The organism is Undibacterium sp. TJN19 (assembly GCF_049339485.1).
GTDB lineage: Bacteria > Pseudomonadota > Gammaproteobacteria > Burkholderiales > Burkholderiaceae_D > Undibacterium.
Map to the genome: position 1 here is coordinate 35,751 of NZ_JBMPPL010000005.1, position 20,749 is coordinate 56,499.

The 20,749-nt window shown below is 51.0% G+C and carries 14 protein-coding genes and 2 pseudogenes; 9 read left to right on the plus strand and 7 right to left on the minus strand.

Annotated elements, in window-relative coordinates; translation table 11 throughout:
• Positions 1-9: 9 nt before the first annotated feature.
• The 3 genes and pseudogenes from ACO0LH_RS15400 to ACO0LH_RS15410 all read left to right on the plus strand — a co-directional run.
• Positions 10-1,299, plus strand: a pseudogene (locus ACO0LH_RS15400) (CHASE domain-containing protein); the annotation flags it as partial.
• Positions 1,300-1,467: 168 nt separating this feature from the next.
• Positions 1,468-2,169 (plus strand): annotated as a pseudogene (locus ACO0LH_RS15405) (histidine kinase dimerization/phospho-acceptor domain-containing protein); the annotation flags it as partial.
• A gap of 15 nt (positions 2,170-2,184) precedes the next feature.
• Positions 2,185-2,703 (plus strand): sensor histidine kinase, encoded by a 519-nt coding sequence (locus tag ACO0LH_RS15410; RefSeq protein WP_422942251.1) that lies wholly within the window; start codon positions 2,185-2,187, stop codon positions 2,701-2,703.
• Here ACO0LH_RS15410 and ACO0LH_RS15415 read toward each other — a convergent pair.
• Positions 2,619-3,545: an NAD-dependent epimerase/dehydratase family protein gene (locus ACO0LH_RS15415; RefSeq protein WP_422941997.1), complete on the minus strand. Its 927-nt coding sequence runs from the start codon at positions 3,543-3,545 to the stop codon at positions 2,619-2,621. The two genes, ACO0LH_RS15410 and ACO0LH_RS15415, sit on opposite strands and share 85 nt — an antisense overlap.
• 12 nt (positions 3,546-3,557) lie before the next feature.
• Between ACO0LH_RS15415 and ACO0LH_RS15420 the strand changes: the two genes are divergently transcribed.
• Positions 3,558-4,583 carry a CDP-6-deoxy-delta-3,4-glucoseen reductase gene (locus ACO0LH_RS15420; RefSeq protein ID WP_422941998.1) on the plus strand — a complete coding sequence of 342 codons (1,026 nt, stop codon included), beginning with the start codon at positions 3,558-3,560 and terminating at the stop codon, positions 4,581-4,583.
• Positions 4,584-4,886: 303 nt separating this feature from the next.
• On the plus strand, positions 4,887-6,083 hold the full coding sequence (locus tag ACO0LH_RS15425) for an acetylornithine transaminase (RefSeq protein WP_422941999.1): 1,197 nt from the start codon (positions 4,887-4,889) through the stop codon (positions 6,081-6,083).
• 5 nt (positions 6,084-6,088) lie between these two features.
• On the opposite strand, the gene ACO0LH_RS15430 is transcribed toward ACO0LH_RS15425, so the two are convergent.
• The gene (locus ACO0LH_RS15430) at positions 6,089-6,982 is read right to left on the minus strand and encodes a LysR family transcriptional regulator (protein WP_422942000.1); all 894 of its coding nucleotides are present in this window, start codon (positions 6,980-6,982) and stop codon (positions 6,089-6,091) included.
• Positions 6,983-7,152: 170 nt separating this feature from the next.
• Here ACO0LH_RS15430 and ACO0LH_RS15435 point away from each other — a divergent pair, with 170 nt between their 5' ends.
• Positions 7,153-8,166 carry an NADP-dependent oxidoreductase gene (locus ACO0LH_RS15435; RefSeq protein WP_422942001.1) on the plus strand — a complete coding sequence of 338 codons (1,014 nt, stop codon included), beginning with the start codon at positions 7,153-7,155 and terminating at the stop codon, positions 8,164-8,166.
• A gap of 64 nt (positions 8,167-8,230) precedes the next feature.
• Here the strand turns inward: ACO0LH_RS15435 and ACO0LH_RS15440 are convergent, their stop codons facing one another.
• On the minus strand, positions 8,231-9,934 hold the full coding sequence (locus ACO0LH_RS15440) for a glycoside hydrolase family 44 protein (protein ID WP_422942002.1): 1,704 nt from the start codon (positions 9,932-9,934) through the stop codon (positions 8,231-8,233).
• A gap of 343 nt (positions 9,935-10,277) precedes the next feature.
• Between ACO0LH_RS15440 and ACO0LH_RS15445 the strand changes: the two genes are divergently transcribed.
• On the plus strand, positions 10,278-13,760 hold the full coding sequence (locus ACO0LH_RS15445; protein WP_422942003.1) for a S41 family peptidase: 3,483 nt from the start codon (positions 10,278-10,280) through the stop codon (positions 13,758-13,760).
• 211 nt (positions 13,761-13,971) lie between these two features.
• Complete coding sequence (locus tag ACO0LH_RS15450) at positions 13,972-16,080, plus strand: hypothetical protein (RefSeq protein WP_422942004.1); 2,109 nt, start codon at positions 13,972-13,974, stop codon at positions 16,078-16,080.
• Here the strand turns inward: ACO0LH_RS15450 and ACO0LH_RS15455 are convergent.
• The 3 genes from ACO0LH_RS15455 to ACO0LH_RS15465 all read right to left on the minus strand — a co-directional run bounded on the left by ACO0LH_RS15455 (position 16,070) and on the right by ACO0LH_RS15465 (position 18,368).
• Positions 16,070-17,056 (minus strand): alpha/beta hydrolase family protein, encoded by a 987-nt coding sequence (locus ACO0LH_RS15455; protein WP_422942005.1) that lies wholly within the window; start codon positions 17,054-17,056, stop codon positions 16,070-16,072. The genes ACO0LH_RS15450 and ACO0LH_RS15455 overlap by 11 nt on opposite strands.
• Positions 17,057-17,127: 71 nt before the next feature.
• Positions 17,128-17,712, minus strand: a complete 585-nt coding sequence (locus tag ACO0LH_RS15460) for a TMEM175 family protein (protein WP_422942006.1) — start codon at positions 17,710-17,712, stop codon at positions 17,128-17,130.
• 275 nt (positions 17,713-17,987) lie between these two features.
• Entirely contained in the window at positions 17,988-18,368 is a 381-nt protein-coding gene (locus tag ACO0LH_RS15465) for a tautomerase family protein (protein WP_422942007.1), read from the minus strand.
• Positions 18,369-18,809: 441 nt separating this feature from the next.
• Here ACO0LH_RS15465 and ACO0LH_RS15470 point away from each other — a divergent pair, with 441 nt between their 5' ends.
• On the plus strand, positions 18,810-19,535 hold the full coding sequence (locus tag ACO0LH_RS15470) for a substrate-binding periplasmic protein (RefSeq protein ID WP_422942008.1): 726 nt from the start codon (positions 18,810-18,812) through the stop codon (positions 19,533-19,535).
• 6 nt (positions 19,536-19,541) lie between these two features.
• On the opposite strand, the gene ACO0LH_RS15475 is transcribed toward ACO0LH_RS15470, so the two are convergent.
• On the minus strand, positions 19,542-20,654 hold the full coding sequence (locus tag ACO0LH_RS15475) for a DUF2855 family protein (RefSeq protein ID WP_422942009.1): 1,113 nt from the start codon (positions 20,652-20,654) through the stop codon (positions 19,542-19,544).
• Positions 20,655-20,749 lie beyond the last annotated feature (95 nt).

Sequence of the window (20,749 nt, forward strand, 5' to 3'; positions counted from 1 at the left end):
CTCCAGCACATGCTGGTCTTGGCTGCCGTATATGCGTTGCTGGGCAGGTTATCCCTGTTGCTGGCCATCCCTCCCGGCTACTCCATTGCCATTTACCCGCCAGCAGGCATCGCGCTTGGCATGGTGCTGACTGGCGGTTACCGTCTGCTACCCGGTGTTGCAGCAGGTGCCTTTCTCGCCAATATACTCATCAATATAGAGAATTTCGGTGCCCTCACGCCACAGGCGATCACCATCTCGGCAATCGTCGCCCTGGGCGCCTGCTTGCAGGCTGCTATTGGTTGCAGGCTGATACGCAAAAAACTGGGTAACGATCTTTCGCTCGGTACTGACAGGGCCATTTTCCAGTTTTTTATCCTGGGTGGCCTGCTTGCCTGCCTGACCAACGCGACCATAGGGGTGACATCACTGGTTCTGTTCGACATCCTGCCCTGGTCAGAATTCATCAACAACTGGATAGGCTGGTGGACGGGGGATACCTTCGGCGTGCTGACGATCGCACCGATTGTCATGGTGATCTACGGTAAACCGCGCGAAATCTGGTATGCCAGGCGCTGGAGCGTCATGCTGCCTTTATTGATCTGCCTGCTGCTGGTGGTCACCGCCTTTACCTTTACCCGTTACCGCGAAGAACAAAAGCAGCAACTGGAATTTCGCCTGAAAGCAGAACGGGTCGGCCAGAACCTGCAAAACAAACTCGACAGTCACTCAGACATCATGCGCAACATAGAGCGCCTGTATGCCAGTTCCAACATGGTCACGCGCAGTGATTTTGCGACCTTTGTCAGTCACACCATACAAAATCAAAAAGCGATTTCTTTTTTGTCCTGGGTCCCCAAAGTAAATCACCAGCAAAGAGAAAATTTCGAGATATCCGTTTTACGAGAAGGCTTTGCCAGCTTCCAGATTCAGGAAATGGATGAGCAGTTACACGACATCGAGGCAAGTGTCAGGGATGAATATTATCCTGTCCGTTTCATAGAGCCGTTTGCCAGTAATCACCAGCTATTTGGCTACGACATGGGTTCCAGCGTGGTGCGCCGGAATGCCATAGAAGACGCACGTGACAGTGGCAACCTGACCGTCACTGACCCATTGATTTCATTAAAGGCCGGTGACCAGCAACTGCACGTATTACTGTTTGCCCCAGTTTATGAAAATGGTAAGCCACTAGGAAATATAGAACAAAGAAAAACCGCTTTTTCCGGTGCAGCCGTCAGCATGATCCGAATGGGTGACGTAGTCAAAGATATCCTCTCAAATGAAGACCTGAGCAATGTACGCATCAAGTTTTATGACCTGTCGTATCCCGGTAAAAAAGGGATTTTTCTTGACAACATTGAGCGTGTAGATAACCGCTATCTTTTTCAGTCAACCATTAATTTCGGTGGCAAGCAATACGCTTTCCTGGCACAACCGTCATCGGAATACTGGAAGACACACGTCGCCTGGATCACCTGGATTACCATGATAGGCGGTCTTTTGTTTACCGGCTTGCTGGGAGCCTATCTGCTGGTGGCTACAGCACATACCTTTGGTATTGAAAACCTGGTGGCACAAAGAACTGCGCAATTGCACAACAGCGAAGGCCGCCTGCGTACCATACTCGACAATGCAGCAGAGGGCATATTGACTTCGGATGAATTTGGCGTCATCGAATCAGCCAACCGCTCGGCAGAAGTCTTACTCAATTACCCCCATGGTGGCTTGCCTGGCACGGGCATGTTCAGCCTGTTTCCCGATCCTGACTCCAGGGTGTTTCTATCGCGGCACTTGCGCAGCACTTCCTGGGAATTATTTCCTCAGCCATCCGGTGATGAGCCTGACCGTGCAGATCGTGAAGAAGTCGTCGCGATGAAAAAAGATGGCAGTGAAGTCCCTGTAGAACTGGCCATCACTACGGTCAAATTGGGGCAACAGACTTTACTGGTCATCATCATGCATGACCTGTCGGAAAAGAAACGCATAGAAAAACTGAAAACCGAATTCGTTTCAGCGGTTTCGCATGAATTGCGCACGCCACTGACATCCATACGTGGCGTGCTTGGTTTGCTGGTGGGAGGTGTTGCTGGCGACATACCGGATAAAGCCAGGGGCATGTTGATGATGGCCAATGACAATGCGACAAGGCTGACCACGCTGATCAATGATTTACTCGATTTTGAAAAACTGGAATACGGCAGCATGCAGTTTCACTTCGAGACCGTGGCACTGGGCGAGCTGGTGCAGAAAACCGTGCAATCCAATCTTGGCTACGCACAGAATTTCGGCGTAGGTATTGCTTATGAAATGTCGGCTACACAAGAAATCAATGTCAGGGTTGATGCACAGCGATTTATCCAGGTATTGTCAAACCTGCTGTCGAACGCAATCAAGTTTTCGCGTGAAAAAGGTCACGTCGACTTGCGCGTCTTTGTTGATGATGACCAGGCGAGGGTCGAAGTGCAAGACTATGGCATAGGCATTTCTGAAGAATTCAAGAGCAGCATTTTCCAAAAGTTTACTCAGGAAGACGCCAAGGCAGCACGCAAGTACGCGGGCACCGGCCTGGGCTTAAGCCTGAGCAAGACCATGATAGAAAAAATGGGCGGGCAAATCGGCTTCTCCAGTGTGGAAACTCAGGGCTCTGTCTTTTTTATCATTTTGCCTATTTTCTCTGTTTCCAATAAAGCAGCGGCGATGCCCTCTGCCACTGACGCATAACGCAGGCGCGCGCCCAGTTCCAGCTTGATGCGCTGATTGTGCATGCGCCGCGATTCCGACATGAATGACAACAAGACAGGTGATACCTGCTGCGCCAGTTGCGGCCTGGGCAAACGCGGTGGCCGTGGTAAAGAAAAATTGTCAGCCACCAGGTCAAAATAGCTTGCCATCTTCATGTCACTGTCATCAACCGCATGATAGACACGATTTGGCGCAGCACGAAACAATGCCAGCTGTATCAGTCTGGCGAGGTCATCAGCGTGAATGTGGTTGGTGTAGACATCATCTGCCTCAGTCAGGGCTGGTGTGCCCTTTTGCAAACGTTCCAGTGGCAGCCGGCTGGCCGCATAAATGCCTGGCACGCGCAGTATGGACAGGGATGATTGCGTGCGTCTGGCCCAGGCGCGCAAGCATTGTTCGGCGGCGATCCGGCGTACCGCTCTTGCGTTTTGTGGTTGTACTGGCCTGGTTTCATCAAACTGTGCACCGCCACAATCACCATAGACACCCGTCGTGCTGACATAAACAAGGCGGCACTTGTCAGGTAAAATGGCGGTCAAATTTTGTGTACGGATGTCGCGCTTACCCTCGGCCTGTGGCGGGGCCAGATGCACTACCCAAGCAGCCAGACCTGCTAAACTTGCCAGACTGTCAGGCTGATCGAGGTTGGCAAGTACGGGGATGGCACCGGCGGCACGCAACTCTGCAAAGCGCGCCGTCTGACTGGTCACTGCAAAGATGCGAAAGCGTTCACGCAGCAAGGGTAACAAACGCATGCCGACATCGCCACAACCTATGATCAGCAAGCGCGGCTTGCCAATTTGTTTAAACTGTTTTTTCATGTTCAGGATTGTATGACTTTTCAAGTAACTGTCACCCCTAGTGGTCGTCAATTTAGCTGTGACGAAGGTGAAACCGTATTATCCGCTGCTTTGCGTTCTGGCATAGGCTTGCCTTATGGCTGCAAAAACGGTGCCTGTGGTTCCTGCAAGGGCAAGATCATCAGCGGCAGCGTGTCCCACGGCCCGCATCAGCAACGTGCCCTGCCAGAGACTGAAGAAGCCCAGGGTATGTCATTGTTTTGCTGTGCCCGGCCAGATTCGGATCTGACCATAGAAGCACGCGAAATTGTTTCTGATGGCGATTACCCCGTCAAAAAAATGCCCAGCCGCATTGCAAAACTGGAAAAATTATCTGCCGATGTCATGCTGATAGCCCTGCAATTGCCTGCCAACGAACGTCTGCAATATCGTGCCGGGCAATACATAGAATTCATGTTAAGAGATGGCAAACGTCGTAGTTACAGTATGGCGAACGCACCTCATCTGGATGAACACATCACCCTGCATGTGCGCCATATGCCCGGTGGCTTGTTCACGGACCAGGTATTTTCCACGCTAAAAGAACGCGACATCCTGCGGTTTGAAGGGCCGCAGGGTACATTCTTCCTGCGTGAAGATAATGAAAAACCCATCATCCTGCTGGCCTCAGGCACCGGTTTTGCACCGATCAAGGCGCTGGTTGAGCATTTGATACACACAGAATCGACTCGTCCGGTGAGCTTGTACTGGGGTGGCCGTCGCCCGGCTGATCTATATATGCATACCTTGTGCCAGCAATGGGAGCAGCAATTGCCGCACTTTAAATATGTGCCCGTCATTTCTGACGCCTTGCCAGAAGATGGCTGGACAGGTCGTGGCGGTTTTGTGCACCAGGCCGTCATCGCTGACCATGCTGACCTGTCTGCCTACCAGGTGTATGCGTGTGGAGCACCTGTGGTTGTGGAATCGGCCAAGCGTGAATTCACTGCCTTATGCCAGTTGCCTGCTGAAGAATTCTATGCAGATTCATTTACTTCAGAGGCCGATTTGGTCAATTAATCAATATTGCCTGTCTTCATGCATGAAATGACGGGCAAAAAATATTTTGACGCAGTGCGCAAAAAGTCCTACTATCCGTTTTATGAAAATCTTTACTGATATGTCCTCACCAAATATTGCGCGACGTCGTGCCTCGCTTTGCGAGCCTGGGCCGATGTGCGAGTGAGCGTGCGCGTAAGATAAGCTGCACCACAAGTATCCAGCCACAGGCATAGCCCTGTGGCTTTTTTTTACCTTGCAGTAAGTACTCATCACATACCCGTTAATTTTTGTTACCACTGTAACGACCTTAGGAGTCTTGAAATGGAATTCAGTCAGTACAACGTAAATTCTCTGATGTACATCACACCCCGTCCTGAACTGGTGTTCACCGAAGGCAAAGGCATGTGGCTGACTGATCACAAGGGCAAGCGATATCTGGATTACCTGCAAGGCTGGGCAGTCAATAGCCTCGGTCACTGCCCTGCGGTGATCCATGATGCCCTGGTCGCACAATCACAAAAATTGCTGAACCCGTCGCCAGCGTTTTATAACGCCCCGATGATAGAGTTCGCGAGTTTGCTGACCCAAAACTCCTGCTTTGACCGTGTATTTTTCACTAATAGCGGTGCAGAAGCCAATGAAGGCGCAGTCAAACTGGCGCGCAAATGGGGGCAGTTGAACAAAAATGGCGCTTTTGAAATCATTACCTTTGACCATGGTTTCCATGGCCGTACGCTGGCCATGATGTCAGCATCTGGCAAACCTGGCTGGGATACCATTTTTGCACCGCAAGTCAGCGGCTTTCCCAAGGCTGATCTGAATGATATTGCTTCAGTAGAAAAACTGATCACAGACAAAACCGTCGGTGTCATGCTGGAACCGGTACAAGGTGAAGGCGGCGTATTGCCGGCCAGTCCGGAATTCATGCAAGCCTTGCGTGCACTGACCAAAAAACATGGCTTGCTGCTCATCGTTGATGAAGTGCAGACCGGCATGGGCCGTACTGGCGATTTGTTTGCACACCAGTTGTCCAATATCGAGCCTGACATCATGACACTGGCGAAAGGCATAGGCGGTGGCGTGCCACTGGGCGCCCTGCTGTGCCGTGAAGAAATCGCCTGCTTTGTGCCTGGTGACCAGGGTGGCACCTATAACGGCGCACCACTGATGACAGCAGTGGGTATTGCCGTATTCAAGGAGTTGACCAAGCCAGGATTTCTGGCCTCAGTCAAGGAGAAAGGCGAATACCTGAGCAAGCAGCTTCAGCAACTGTCAGAAGAATTTGGCATGCAGGGTGAGCGCGGGTATGGTCTGTTGCGTGCATTGAAACTGGGTGAAAACATCGGCGCACAACTGGTAGAAACTGCCCGTGACATGGAACCAGTAGGCTTGCTCATCAATTCCCCCCGCCCTGACCTGCTGCGTTTTATGCCAGCGCTGAATGTCAGCACGGAAGAAATTGACCAGATGATCAGCATGCTGCGTGAAGTGATCAAAACGGTTAAAGCAAAGCAATAATTTCTTCAGATATTGCTGAACAGGCGCTCCTGCAAGAAGGCCACGAAAGTGGCCGTCTTCAGCGCCAGCCAATCACGTGCCGGATAAACCGCGTACACCGGTGACCCGACAGGCAGTTGATAATCCGCCAGCACCGGCAGCAGATCCCCACTCTGCATATGCCTGACAACCAACAGTTTATCAATCAGCAAAATGCCCGCCCCGGAACAGGCAGCGGCCACCAGTGCCAGACCATTATTTGACTGGAAGCGCCCACTGACCCGTGCCACATGGTATTGACCATCTTTCAGCAAACGCCATTCTTCATTTACTCTTCCGGCATTCACATATAAAAGACAGGAATGCGTAGCCAGATCTTCTGGTTTCACAGGTATGCCTGCATCTTGCAGATAGGCGGGGGCCGCACACAGCACGCGCTGGCTTTCCACCAGTTTTCTGGCAATGAGATTGGAATCATCAAGGTGGGCGACACGGATGGCGACATCGATCTGTTCGGCAATCAAATCAATCAAACGGTCTTCCACTTGCAGCACGAAATCAATTTGCGGATAGCGCTGGCAAAACTCCATCATCACCGGTACCAGCCGCCCGACGGCGGGCATGGGGCAAGTGACACGCAAGCGGCCTTTGACTTCTTGCTGGTGCTGCCCTGCCATCTGTTCTATATTTGCCAATGCGGCATCAATACGCTGCGCCTCATGCAAGACCTGTTCGCCTATCTCGGTCAGGGTCAGCTTGCGGGTGGAACGTTGTATCAAGCGTGCACCCAGGTCTTGCTCAAGCTTGGCCAGCTGCCTTGACAGCAAAGACTTGCCACAACCAAGCTGGGTTGCGGCCTTGCTGATGCTGCCAGCGCGGATAATTGCAGAAAAGATGGCAAGATGTTGTGGATTAAGCATAAATCTCCTTTATTCCCGCATTATTACCCATTTATTGTCTCATTATAGACAACAATATTGTGCGCGCAAGCTATCTTATCAGGCAACAATTAGCGACCTATACTGCTGTTCATGGTCAGCGCCTGCTGACTCCAACAACAGATACTCGGTTAATCAGATAGGGACTCACCATGAACGCCATCAATCATCAATTCAAACTTGCCGCCCGTCCACAGGGTAGTGTCAAAGCCAGCGATTTTAATTACGTCAGCGAGCCTGTGCGTGATCCGGCTGCTGGCGAAGTGGTCATCAAGAACCTGTACATCTCACTGGACCCGGCAATGCGTGGCTGGATGAATGAAAGCAAAAATTCTTACATGCCGCCGGTTGAGATTGGTGCCGTCATGCGCGCCCTGGCGGTTGGCCAGGTGGTCGCCTCCAGCAACGCCAGGTTTGCGGTCGGTGACCATGTCAGCGGCATCCTTGGCATGCAGGAATATGCTTACTCTGACGGCAACGGCATCACCAAGATAGACCCCAAGCTGGCTCCTTTGCCGCTCTACCTGAGCACCCTGGGCATGCCAGGCATGACAGCCTATTTTGGCTTGCTGGAAGTGGGCCAGCCTCAGGCAGGTGACACAGTCGTCATTTCTGGTGCCGCAGGTGCAGTTGGCACTATCGTCGGCCAGATCGCCAAGATCAAGGGTGCCCGCGTAGTGGGTATCGCCGGTGGTGCTGACAAAGTACGCTATCTGGTCGATGAGCTTGGTTTTGACGCAGCAATCGATTACAAGAGTGAAGATGTTGCGGCGGCCCTGAAACAGCATTGCCCTGATGGTATCAACGTGTATTTTGATAATGTCGGTGGTGACATCCTGGATGCGGCGCTGGCACAACTGGCCTTTGGTGCCCGTGTAGTCATATGCGGTGCGATTTCCCAGTACAACAATACGACCCCGATCAAAGGCCCATCAAATTACCTGAACCTGATGGTCAAGCGCGCAACGATGAAGGGTGTGATGGTGGCTGATTTTTATCCACGCGCCATGGAAGCGGCAATGGTCATGGGGGGCTGGATCATGTCGGGCAAATTGAAAAGCCGTGAAGACATCGTTGAAGGTCTGGAGCAATTCCCTGAAACCTTCCAGAAACTGTTCACTGGCGAAAACAATGGCAAGCTGATTTTGAAAGTAGCGAACGCCTAAGATTGTCGTCTCATAAAAAAGCCACCTGCGTGCAGGTGGCTTTCTTCATTACAAATACCAAAAATCAGGGACGCAAAACAAAGTGCAGCACTGAACGCGCAGGCAAGCTATAGCTGAATTTATTTTGCGCAATACTATTCAAGCCGCTTCTACTGGTAATGGTGGTATTGTTGCCACTGACACCCCAGACCTGCGCAGATTTCAGGCTCACAGGATGGCTGATCTGGAAACTGCTGTTCAGGCTGCTGCTCAGGCGGTTGATGGCAATCACATGCACAGTATTGGGGTCAGATGCACTGACCGCAGCGTACACTGCCGCATTGGCATTATTGCCTGACAAAGCCTTGACAGAGATTTCTGGGAAGACCGATTTATTGCCATCGTAATTTCTGAATATCTTGAAACCGGAAGCAATAAAATTTTCTGCATCACCAAAATAAGTTGCCAGGTACACGCCCTGCTTGCCGAAAGCACCGAGTGCATCAGCTTGTGCAATAGCACCGGTAATATCGGTTTTACCGCCGAAATCATACTCGGTCACAGCCAGCTTGGTACCTGGGTAAAAATCATTGATTGCCTGCTGTAATTTCGGCAGCATTTGCAAGCCACGGCCATCGGTAAAACCATTGCCGCTTTGCGTGATCCAGCTTGGTTCCACATACGTGCTGTCCCATAAGCTGCGCGCTGCGTGCACCCGGTCTGTGGCATTGTAGGATGCCTGCGGATAATAATGGAATGAAAAAACATCCAGCAAACGGCGGCCTGCGCCTTGCGATGCCTGCTGCATCCTGGCCAGATAGGCAGTTGCCATCGTCATGCCATTGTAGCGATACCGGTCACCGGTATTATTGCTGGCATAAGGTTCGACATTGAACTGTGCCCAGTCCGCAGGCTGGTGGGATTGCGAACCGTCCCACACTGCCCACAGGCTGAACAGCCCAAGATAACCACTGAGTGCAGGACCATAGGTTTCAGCGCTGGCGTCCATGCGTTTCACTGTGGTTGCCAGCGCGATATTTCTCAAGATGACATCGGTCACCGTCGTCACTTGCGGATACAGGTTGGCATGCGTGCCGCTGTCGCCACTCGATGTTGTCCAGTGATGCCAGAGATCAGGCTCATTATCGAGCTCATAGCCCTTGATGCCATTGGCTGATGCCGCCGCACCATATTTTTGCGTCAGGAAATTAATTTCTTCGTCTATATAGACAGCGCCATCGTTCACGCCGGGGCTAAGACTCAGCGCACCGGCCGCAGCAGGCTTGTCATTGACGATATTGACCCAGCGACCAACATCGACATCCGATGGCCCCGCTGTACTTTGCCACAATTGTGAGCCCATGCAGGTGCCTGGAGGGTTCACGTTAACGATATCTTTGGGTAACTTGCCGGCGGCGGGTAATTGCAATAAGGAATAAGTACCCAGCACCAGTGACTGATCCTGGAAACTTTGCAATGCCGCACCGGGAGCGTAATACGCCAGGCCATTGCTTTGGCTGGGGTTGCCTGCACCTGCAGTCGCACTGACCCCGGCATTGGATGAATTGCACCAGTCAGCACCGGAATTGCTGACACCGTTTTCCCAGTTATAGCTGGTCATGTTATTGCCGCCCAGGCGGCGTGAACGTAAATTCAGGCTTTGCAGGCTGGCCTGCCCGCCCTGATTTGCCCAGCCTGCACGCCCGGTGCCATCGGCATAAGCGTTATAACCGTACACCAGAGGGCTGATGTTTTTGCGTTCAGCCTGCGTATCGATGGAAAACGTCACATTCTGCGCCGATGATGCTGAAAATTCTGTAGAAATAAATAGAATTACAAGAACTTTGTATAAGCTAAATTGTCTCATCATGCACCTCTGGCCTATCCGCAAAGCGATATTTCCACTTGGAAACATCTATTTTCCAAGTATGCCAGAACTTCCTGACTTAACATTGCTTAACATTTGTAAGAATTTGTATTTTCAGGTATTTGGCGTCGTTTTCCGGCAAAATCATTCAAAAAAATTAAGCCTTTTTATCAAAATCAGTCATTTCCGCATTAAATATTTTGTATCAATTATTTTTGTATCAATTCGCACAACCGGACCAATCCACCTACCTTCACAACAAATAATGAGACTCTCTAAACTTGCGCTTTCACTCAGCCTGATGGGCTTGATGGCTACGGCTTATGCCGCACCCGCTTATTATCGTTTTCCCAGCATACGCGCTGATGCCGTCGTATTTACCGCTGAAGGCGATTTGTGGAAAGTGGCCAGTAGCGGTGGCCAGGCACAAAGGCTGACGACCCACCCTGCGGCAGAGACCTTGCCGGCGATCTCGCATGACGGCAAATGGCTGGCGTTTTCGGCCGCTTATGAAGGTGCAACTGAAGCGTATGTCATGCCCATGACAGGTGGCGTACCCAAGCGCATCAGTTTTGAAAATGACGGCGTTAGCGTACTGGGCTGGACGCCATCAGGGGAAGTGCTGGTCAGCACGCTCAATAGTACCGGCCCGTCGTCGCACAAGATTGTCGCGGCGATAAACCCGCAAACCATGCTGCGCCGGGTTTTCCCGGTAACGGATGCGAATGAAGCTGCGCTGGACGACAGTGGAAAGTTTTTGTATTTCACGCGTTTTGGCCTGCATGTCACTGGTGACAATGCCAAGCAATACCGCGGTGGTGCGACAGCGCAGGTCTGGCGTTATGACATCCAGGGCAAGACCGAGGCCGTACAATTGTTTGCCAATGACAATAGCAATAACCGCAGCCCCATGTGGTGGAAAGGCCGCCTGTATTTCGTCAGTGACCGCAACGGTGCCTTCAATTTGTGGACGGCAAACCCGGACGGCAGCGACGCACACATCCTGACGCAACATAAAGAATGGGATGTACGAAATGCCAGCCTGGGTGATGGCAAAATCGCTTATCAACTGGGTGCTGATTTACAGGTATTCGATATCGCCAGTGGCAAAGACCAGATGCTGAATATCGACCTCGTGTCTGATTTTGACCAGCAGCGTAAACGTCAGATCAAATCCCCGCTGGATTACCTGACCGATGTGGAAGTCGCTGGAAAAGAAGAACGCCTGGTATTTACCGCCCGCGGTCATCTGGCAGTCGCAGGCAGCACTGCCCAGCGCCGCATAGATTTGCCGATACCAGAAAATGCTCGCGCCCGCGCCGCCGTGTTTTCGCATGACGACAAATATGTCTATGCAATCGTTGATACAACTGGTGAAAACGAGATATGGAAATTCCCGGCAAATGGCCTTGGCACACCAGAGGCACTGACCAGCAATGGCCATGGTCATCGCTTCCACATTTATCCGTCGCCTGATGGAAAATGGCTGGCACATACCGACAAGCAGGGCAAACTGTGGCTGCTGGATCTGGCAACCAAGAACAATCAGGTCATTGATGATGCTGGCAAGATAGGTGCAGAAAAGCAGGACGAAATTGTATGGTCGCCAGATGGCAAGACCATCGCCATCGTCAGGGGCAATACCAAGGTACAGCGTTCACAGATCGGTCTGTACGATATCGCCAGCAGGCAAATTCATTTCGTCACCAGTGACCGCTACACTTCAGGTTCGCCGGCATTTTCACCAGACGGACGCTGGCTGTATTTCTTCTCTGACCGTAATTTCCAGGTCAGTAACCGCGCGCCCTGGGGCGATCGCAACATGGGGCCGTATTTTGAAAAACGTGCAGGCGTTTATGCACTGGCCCTGCAAAGCGATAACCGCTTCCCGTTCAAGGCAGATGACGAACTCAGCAAATCAGGCAGCAAACCTGGCGACAAAACGACGGATAAAGTGACCGATACGTCGACGGATAAACCCGCCGTCAAAACTGTCGAAGAGCCGAATGACAGACCCGCTGAACAGCCACTGACAAAACCTAACGAAAGACCAACTGAAAAGCCGGTAGAAAAACCGGTGGAGAAACCAGCGACGAGTCCTGCAAACAAGCCTGCTGACAAGTCAGACGCGAAACCCGCTGATAAATCCACAGACAAGTCTGATGACAGCAAGAAAGCCGCCAAATCTGGCTTGCCTGCGATTCAATATGCAGGGCTGGCTGAACGCCTGTATCAGGTCCCGGTCGCATCCGGTAATTATCGTGGTCTGGCAGTTGATGACAAACGCCTTTATTTCACCGAGCAGGACGGTAACGATGGCAAGGCCACACTGAAAACCCTGGCCATCAGCAAAACCAATCCGCAGCCGGAAGTTTTTGCCAGCAATGTGCGCCAGTTTGATTTATCTTCAGACAAGAAACACATTTTCTACCGTGTCCAGAACGGCCCGGGGGCAGGTGATTTCATTATCGTTGAAGCAGGTGCCAAGCAGCCTGGCGATATCAGCAAAGCCAAAGTGAATATCAACGACTGGAGTTTTTTCCTCAGTCCTAAACTCGAATGGCAGCAAATGTTCGGTGACGCCTGGCGCATGCACAGGGACTACCTGTTCGATGAAAAAATGCGTGGTGTTGACTGGAACAAGGTCCGCAGCAAATACGCGCCACTGGTGGACCGCATCACTGACCGTGCAGAGCTCAATGATGTACTGGGCCTGATGGCCAGCGAAGTCAGTACCCTGCATTCCCAGTTCCGCACTGGCGATGTACGCCGTGCAGCACCGGAAGGCCAGGCTGCCACTTTAGGCGCGGTACTGAGCCGTACTACGAGTGGTTACCGCATCGACCATATCTACCATACCGAAGCTGAACTGCCAGGTGAACGTGCACCCTTGTCACAACCCGACCTTGATGTCAGAGAAGGCGATATCATCACCGCCATCAACGGTCAGGCAGTGCTGGAAGCGCGTGACATTTCTGATTTGCTGATCAACCAGGCAGACAAGCAGGTGTTGATGCACATCAAACGTGGTGAACGTGCACCACGTGCCGTCATAGTCACGCCGGTTAATATGCAAAAGCATGCGAACCTGCGTTATAGTGACTGGGAAGAAAGCCGTAGCGAACGTGTCAATGCCGCATCGCAGGGCCGCATAGGCTATCTGCATTTGCGTGCGATGGGCGCGCAAGACATCAACAGTTTCGCCCGTGATTTCTACAGCAACATAGAAAGAGATGGTTTGATCATTGACGTCAGGCGCAACCGCGGCGGCAATATCGATAGCTGGATTATCGAAAAACTGCTGCGCAAGGCGTGGGCATTCTGGGCTTCGCCTACATCAGCCCCGTATACCAATATGCAACAGGCTTTCCGTGGGCATCTGGTTGTTTTGATCGATGAACTCACCTATTCTGACGGTGAAACCTTTGCAGCCGGCATAAAAGCTTTGAATCTCGGCCCTCTGGTTGGCAAACGTACTGCCGGCGCTGGCGTCTGGCTGTCTGATGGTAATTCCCTGTCAGACAATGGCATGATACGGGCGGCAGAAAATCCACAGTTCGGCATGGATGGCCGCTGGCTGGTAGAAGGCGTAGGGGTAACACCGGATGTTGAAGTCAGCAACCTGCCACATGCCACCTTCAATGGACAGGATCAGCAGCTGGAAACAGCAATCCAGCTGCTTGAGAAGAAATTGAAAGAACACCCCATCAAACCCTTGGTACCGCAAGCTATTCCACCACTGAAATAGAGTTTGTAAAACACAAGAAAAGCCCTTCAGGTTTGATCAGTGAAGGGCTTTTTAGTTTATTTCTGCATAACGCATTTCATCAATACCGGCCAAAATAATCTGGCAATTGATTTCCGCAGGCATTCTCTAAGTTAGATAACGTACAGACGAGGGCAACATGAAAGCTTAGTTTGGAATTCAAATTATCTCTGCTATCAGGAAAGCTTTAATCATGGATATCTCCCCCATCACGTTAGCCGCCGTGTCTGCCGTAGAAATAACACCGGCCGCCAATATACAGACTAATTCTTCAGCCATTGATGCGCTGACTTTGCCTGGTGCAGGTGGATTAAACGGACAGGCTAGCATCGTTGACGTTTCTACAATGGGGCAAATACTGGCAGCAACCATCACCTTGCTGGAACAACAAAAAACCAATAACGATGCAGCCAGCAGCAAGATAGCGGCGCAGGATAATGCCAGTATCAGCAATGATGTGGCAAACAAAAAACTAAATGATTTTTCCAATATCGCCACTGCGGCTCAACTGTTTGTCAATGCGTTCAATACTTTCCAGGATGCGAATAATGACGGCCTGCAAAACCCATTGAGTGCTTCTTTTGAAAACAGCTTGCAGCAGGCCATTGATAAGCAAACTGACAGTGATACAGGCCAGACACTGACTGCCAGCCTGGCGCAAATTGGTATCGGCACGCAATCAGCTGTTCTGACTGGTGCCAGCGAGAACAGCGGGCAAATTGCGGTGGACTTGCCGGCATTACAAACAGCTTTCAATACTGACCCGGCGCAAACCCTGTCTGTCGTTACCCAGGCGTTACAGAGTCTAGCTCAGGTAGAGACAAGCTTTCTGAGTCAGGATTTAAGCGCAAATCCGGCAGATGTTGTCAGCGCTACAGTCCCTACCGCAACTACATTGGCAGTCACACCTACGGCTTACAATTTGCCACTTGCTACAACGGCAGCGAATGACCAGGCTGCTACGGCTGTTACTACACAAACAGGAACAAATACAGGTGTGCAGGTAAATCCGGAGAATCCTGCACCTGCAGCAGAGATCATTAATGCGAACGCCACTTTGCAGGCAGAGTTAAGTGATGAAGCACTACAGGCTGCAATAGAAGCCAGTCAAACGGCCACGGTCGATAGCAACAAGGATCTTGCAAACCAGGCAGCGACACCTCCCGACGCTACCGTAACGGAAGAAACACAGGCTGGCATATTGCCCACCGTATCGGCTACACCAGATGTGGCGGCGGCATCCACAGATAACACCTCAGCGGCTGTAGAAAACCAGGTTGACGTGAATGCCTCAGCAATAAACGAAGCCACGTCTGGTGACACGACTGCGGTGCAAGCCAGTCTTTTTCCTGATACGACAAATACGACAGACGCGACAAATACAGGAGCAAGCACTGATCTCAATCAGGCCGGAGCGCAAACAGCAAATCCAGACTTGACCGATGCCGCCAAGCTGCAGGCAGCCGCTGATGAGGCCGCGCAAAATGCACAGACCATCCAGAATACAGCAGCGAAATCTGCCATTGATACCCAGGCCCAGCTCACGAATGATGTCCTCAATACCATCGCATTGGCAAATGCCAGCGCAAATGCAGAACAACAGGCAAATGCCTTAACAACGAATGCCGCCAATGCAGCATCTTTTGCAAATGCGATTGAGACTGAAGCCACCAATGCTGCGGTCGTGGCAAATTCATTGACGGCTAACGCCAGCAATAGCAATGGCAGTAATACCAGCAACACAGCACAGTCGACGCAGCAGGCGACAACAGCGGCAGAGGAGAACGCGCAAAATTCTGCAACAGTAGTTGCTACAAATTCAGTGGCTACCAATGCAGTCAATACGCCTGCACAGACAGAAGGGCCAGAAGAAATCGTGCCCTCACCACAAAACCCGGTAATTTCCGCCAGCAACACAACTACAGTGACAACGGATACCAGCGCTACCGATAATAGCAATACACAGGCTCAGCTAACTAATCAACAGTTGTGGCTGCCGTTTGCTATCAGCAACCCGGCAAATAACCCTGCTATTGCGGCTGCCGTCGCGGCGTACCGCATGGGTGATAGTATCTTCCATACCTCGACAGAAAATACGGGGGATGACAGCACCGAAGAAGTTCCTGATGTTGACGCGGTTGACCGGGTAGAGGCCGTGGCACTTGATCCACATGATCAGTCAGACAATCAAAGCCGCAACGAAGCGGCCTATGAAGCCGCGCATTTACAGGATCAAAACCAGGCAGGCAGTACCTACCCTCGCCTGCGCACCCAACCCACGCCCGTCGATGTCAGGGTCTAGAAGCCTGAGTCATGTTTTTGCGCAGGAAACTCGTCAGGGCTTCTGACAGTTCAGGTGACAAGGGCAAAGCGGGGTCGGTGTAAGACGCCATTTGCTGTGCCATGTCGCCTGTCACTGTTTTCAAGACATGATTCATGTTATGAACGACCACTAGACTGGCATCCGGTTTTGCTGCCTTTAAGGCATTGGCCTGTTTCACAGCGACCTGGATATCATTATTACCCTGCAATAACAATACCGGGCAAGTGAGCTTGCGTATTTCCTGTTCCGGTGTGTAATGAAACCAGGAGATCAGATAAGGCTGTACGCTGTCACGGTACATTGATTTCAATTCCGCAGGCGCATCAGACACAAGTTTTCCCGCTTGCAGGGAACTCAGTAGTTCTTCATTTTTCTGCGCCAGCAGAGGTGGCAATTTCCCCTGGAATTGCTCACGCAAAATATCCGCTGCATTTTGTGCCGGGCCAGCAATGGACACCAGGGCTTTCACTGTCTGCTGCTGTGCGGCCATCATGGCAATCAGCGAACCTTCACTATGGCCCAGTATGGCGACTTCAGTAAAACGCGCATCGGCTTTCAACATTTTCAGCCAGGATGTCGCATCCTGCACATAGGTTTCAAACCGCAAGGCAGATTCACTGGTGGCCGCAGCACCGCTGGCGGCGATACCGCGCTTGTCAAAACGTACCGAGGCATAACCTGCCTTTGCCAAAGCTTGCGCCAGCATTTTCAGGGAATTGTTCTGGCCTTTCATGCCTAGCGAGTTGCCATCCCTGTCGGTCGGGCCAGAACCGGCAATAATCAGCACCACAGCAGGTTTTTCAATTTTTTCCGGCAAGAGCAGGCTACCTGAGATTTTTCCTGAATCAGTCTCAAGGATGATTGCCTGCTCATTCGCGACTTCATCGGCAGCCAGGGTGGGAAGAGAAAAACTGAAGCTGGAGATTACCAATAGAACATAAAGAAGTTTGCGCATACGCGATGTATCGAAGTTGATGAGGGTTGACGAAGGTTGATTAAGGTTGATTAAGGTTGATGACGATGAGCCTATACTTCGTGGCTTTTTAATACTTTTTCTATACGTCGGTCAGGTATCAGCCAGATCAGGGCCATAAAAACATATAGGCCCATGGACAACAAGGGAAACCAGAAGGCCAGTGGTATCGCCGTCGCATAAGTAATAGGCGACAGCTTGCCTTTCCAGTCATTGCCCACTGCTTTTTTCAGGATGGAATCGTCGCCCTGGGTGGCAATGATCATTTGTTGCAAGATAAAATAAGCAATCGCTGCCATTAACAAAACCACGCCGTACAAAGCCGTAGGTGCCGAAGCGAAATGATTTTCTCCCACCCAGCCAGATGCAAACGGGATCAGCGACAGCCAGAACAGCAGATGCAGGTTCGCCCATAAAATCCCGCCTGTCACTTTGCGGCAGGCATGCAGCATGTGATGATGGTTATTCCAATAAATACCAACATAGATAAAACTGAGGACATAGCTGAGAAACACTGGCAGCACAGGTAATAATGTATCCAGAGAAGCGCCATGCGGCACTTTCATTTCCAGCACCATGATGGTAATCAGGATAGCGATCACGCCATCGCTAAATGCTTCCAGTCTGGTTTTGCCCATTATTAAAACCTCGTCCTTCACTTGGTATGGAATATTTATTTGCCGCCACCAGCAAGCTGCTATGGCGCGCGCCTCAATCTGCCTGACATGGTCGCAGATTCCAAAGTGCAAAGCAAATTCAAGCTGTTTTGCCTGCATGGTCATGCCATCCTTGACATGCCTTGAGATGCTTAAGACATACGGTTGCATGCCTGACCTGACGTTCAGGCACACCCAGACACCTGCCTTTGCCGGCATAATCAATACGCATTTCCACATGCGTCACAACACCGGTATCAGGTGTGCAGTAATCGCCCACCTGCAAATGACCAGTTTTCCCAGGCGGTTTCCCTGAAGCAGACCATGATGTTTTCTGGATTCATGCTCTTGTCGCTGAGTCGCTTCATCAGGCTGTCCAGCAATTTTTTCTTGACATTGACACTGCGGCCTACCGACCAGAGTATCTCTATCAGGACAAAGTCCTGGTTACGGTTTTTATGCAGATCAGGATAATGTGGATCAAAGCGGAAATTCTCAGTATCCAGTTCCAGGATACGCTGAAACTTGTCCGTCTCCGGCACACCCGCTTCGACCAAAGCGCAATGTACGGCATTCAATACCGTTTCTTTGAAAAGCAGGGATTTGGGTTTGCAGACTGTGATTGTGACTAAGGGCATGATGTCTCCTTTCCACGCAAGTTGTGGCACACCAGACGACGCTGGATCAAAGATAACATCGCCCGGCAAGCCTTAAGCTGAAGTAACTCATTTCCTGTAAAGGAATGAGTATTACCATTTTATCAAATTATTGAAAATCATTTCAGCTTTCACAATGCGAAGCTCTGTCACCAGGCAAAGTGCTCTCCAAAGTGCTATCAATAAGCAGAATGTGTTAATTTGCATCAACTTTCGTAGCTGTGAAAAGACGGCCTACAATCCAGTCTGTGCTGCTGGTATGATCAGGACATCGCTCCAACAAGAGAAGATTACATGCAAGACAAGTCGTCTCCTTATTTCTGTGCTTATTTTCGTACTTATTTTCGTACTTATTTTTGTACTTACCATGCTTATGCAAGTTGGCTAGTGCTTCTGCTTTTGATTTGCTGCTCTTGTACCCAGTTGACGGCGCATGCCAAAAACATACAGCCTTTGCTTCTGGCAGAAAATCGTGATGAAAATGGCGAGATTTCGCCTATACGCCCTGAAAACCAAAAAATCCTGAATTATTTTGAACATGCGCTGGATATAGAGTTCGATATCCGCCGCTACCCCTTACCGCGTGTGATCGAGAATATAGGCAAGGGCGAGGGTCTGGGCTTTGGCCTGTCCAAGAATACCGAAAGACTGAAAACCATGCGTTATTCCGAGCCGGTGTTTTCTGACTTTGTCTGGGTGGTGGCGCGGGATGACAGCAAGATGCAATATGCAGGCATCAAAGACCTGAAAGACAAATCAGTAGGCATAGTCAGGGGTATACGTTTTGGTGACGACATAGACAGCAAACGTAATATCTTGTTCAGGGTCGAGGAAGATCAGCCACAGATCAGTTCTCGTCTGAAAAAACTCTTGTCTGGCCGCATGGATGTCATGCTCTTCAATTCGCGCATGTCGAATGCCAAAGATGTGGAAGCCGAGCTGAATCAATATCTGAGCGATAAAAACATACGCACTGAAATTCAAACCAGCTTTGGCATCAAGGTGTTCAGCAAGCCTTTCCTGATCGATGATATTCACTTTACTTCTGGTCTCGAAACCAGGCGCGACATCATAGAAAAAATCAATGCCGCCATCGTCAAGGGCAGGAAGTCCGGTGACTTGCCTGCGCTGTGGAAATCTGACCGCTAGCCGGCTCTAATTTGTCAGGGAAAGAACATTACCCTGATCTGGCCGCGCGCTGCCGCCAAGCATGGCTTCATAGACGCGGCGCACATCGGCCTCGCCTTGACCATGTATCACCTGCATCCAGGGCTTTTCTGATGCCATGACCGGCTGCATGAATTGTTGCCAGGCTTGTGCAAGCCGCGTCTGTACGCCATTTGGCCCCCAGTCTGCCATGCGTTTCTTGATTTGCGCAGGCGCAAAGAACAGCGTTGGCCTGGCACCTGGCAGGCCGGAAGCACCGCTCAGTTCTTCCCAATGGGTACCACCCACAGAACAGCTATACTTCATATTGTCATTGAAATGGTGATGCAAGGTGCTGCGTAACTGGCCGTTGCCAGCCATATCCACATAGACCACGGCCTGGTCAGCTGGCAAAGTGGTGACCTCGTCGTAACTGATCACCTCATCATAAATACCCATGGCTTTGACGAAAGCGACATTTGCCGCTGAAGTCAGCCCTGTGACTTTGCAGGTTTTGTCCTTGCGCAAGGACAGCATGAATGCCAGGCCATAGGCAGTCTTGCTGGATGCACTGGAAATCAGAATGGTTTGCGCATCAAAGAACTGGTTGTCTGCCAGAAAATCATCAATCATGAAAGAGGTGATAAACAGTGGCCGCAATAAGACCTGGACATCTTCCGATTCCTTCGTATAGCCAGGATCAGTGCTGGTCCTGACGTAATGATTGTATAAGCCATGCATGGGCTGGCGGTGTCCAGCCGTATCCACGAAACCAGCGTCAGTGACCCTGCCAGCGGTGACAGTCAGGTGCGTCGCCATGGGGTAATAGCCATAAAAACGCTCGCCCACAGCAATACCATCAGCCCTGGACAGGATGACATCGGCAAAACCCCAGACCGGGATATTGCCCCAACCTTCTTCGGTAGGAAAGAAATTCCAGTATTGCATGGCAGTGCCAAATGCCGCATAAGTCACGTTATTGGACGTGAACGCAAACCTGTCTATCTGCAACAGCACTTGCCCCTCACCCAGCCCAGTGGCATCAGGAACAGGCAAAGGCCGGAACCTGGATTCCAATAAGTTGCTCTTATTCACGATAAATTCTGATGGCAGGGTTTTCATGATGTCTTGATGGGTGTTTAAAAAATCAAGTATTACATGATTCGGGATTTTTTTCCGCTACCTCGTGATACAGAATGCACCGAAGGCCCAGAAGG

What these genes read in the sequence shown, in the direction of transcription:
- ACO0LH_RS15410 (WP_422942251.1), top strand. Translation starts at nt 2,185, where the DNA reads ATGCAGTTTCACTTCGAGACCGTGGCACTGGGCGAGCTGGTGCAGAAA.
- ACO0LH_RS15415 (WP_422941997.1), bottom strand. Translation starts at nt 3,545, where the DNA reads ATGAAAAAACAGTTTAAACAAATTGGCAAGCCGCGCTTGCTGATCATA.
- ACO0LH_RS15420 (WP_422941998.1), top strand. Translation starts at nt 3,558, where the DNA reads ATGACTTTTCAAGTAACTGTCACCCCTAGTGGTCGTCAATTTAGCTGT.
- ACO0LH_RS15425 (WP_422941999.1), top strand. Translation starts at nt 4,887, where the DNA reads ATGGAATTCAGTCAGTACAACGTAAATTCTCTGATGTACATCACACCC.
- ACO0LH_RS15430 (WP_422942000.1), bottom strand. Translation starts at nt 6,982, where the DNA reads ATGCTTAATCCACAACATCTTGCCATCTTTTCTGCAATTATCCGCGCT.
- ACO0LH_RS15435 (WP_422942001.1), top strand. Translation starts at nt 7,153, where the DNA reads ATGAACGCCATCAATCATCAATTCAAACTTGCCGCCCGTCCACAGGGT.
- ACO0LH_RS15445 (WP_422942003.1), top strand. Translation starts at nt 10,278, where the DNA reads ATGAGACTCTCTAAACTTGCGCTTTCACTCAGCCTGATGGGCTTGATG.
- ACO0LH_RS15450 (WP_422942004.1), top strand. Translation starts at nt 13,972, where the DNA reads ATGGATATCTCCCCCATCACGTTAGCCGCCGTGTCTGCCGTAGAAATA.
- ACO0LH_RS15455 (WP_422942005.1), bottom strand. Translation starts at nt 17,056, where the DNA reads ATGCGCAAACTTCTTTATGTTCTATTGGTAATCTCCAGCTTCAGTTTT.
- ACO0LH_RS15460 (WP_422942006.1), bottom strand. Translation starts at nt 17,712, where the DNA reads ATGGGCAAAACCAGACTGGAAGCATTTAGCGATGGCGTGATCGCTATC.
- ACO0LH_RS15465 (WP_422942007.1), bottom strand. Translation starts at nt 18,368, where the DNA reads ATGCCCTTAGTCACAATCACAGTCTGCAAACCCAAATCCCTGCTTTTC.
- ACO0LH_RS15475 (WP_422942009.1), bottom strand. Translation starts at nt 20,654, where the DNA reads ATGAAAACCCTGCCATCAGAATTTATCGTGAATAAGAGCAACTTATTG.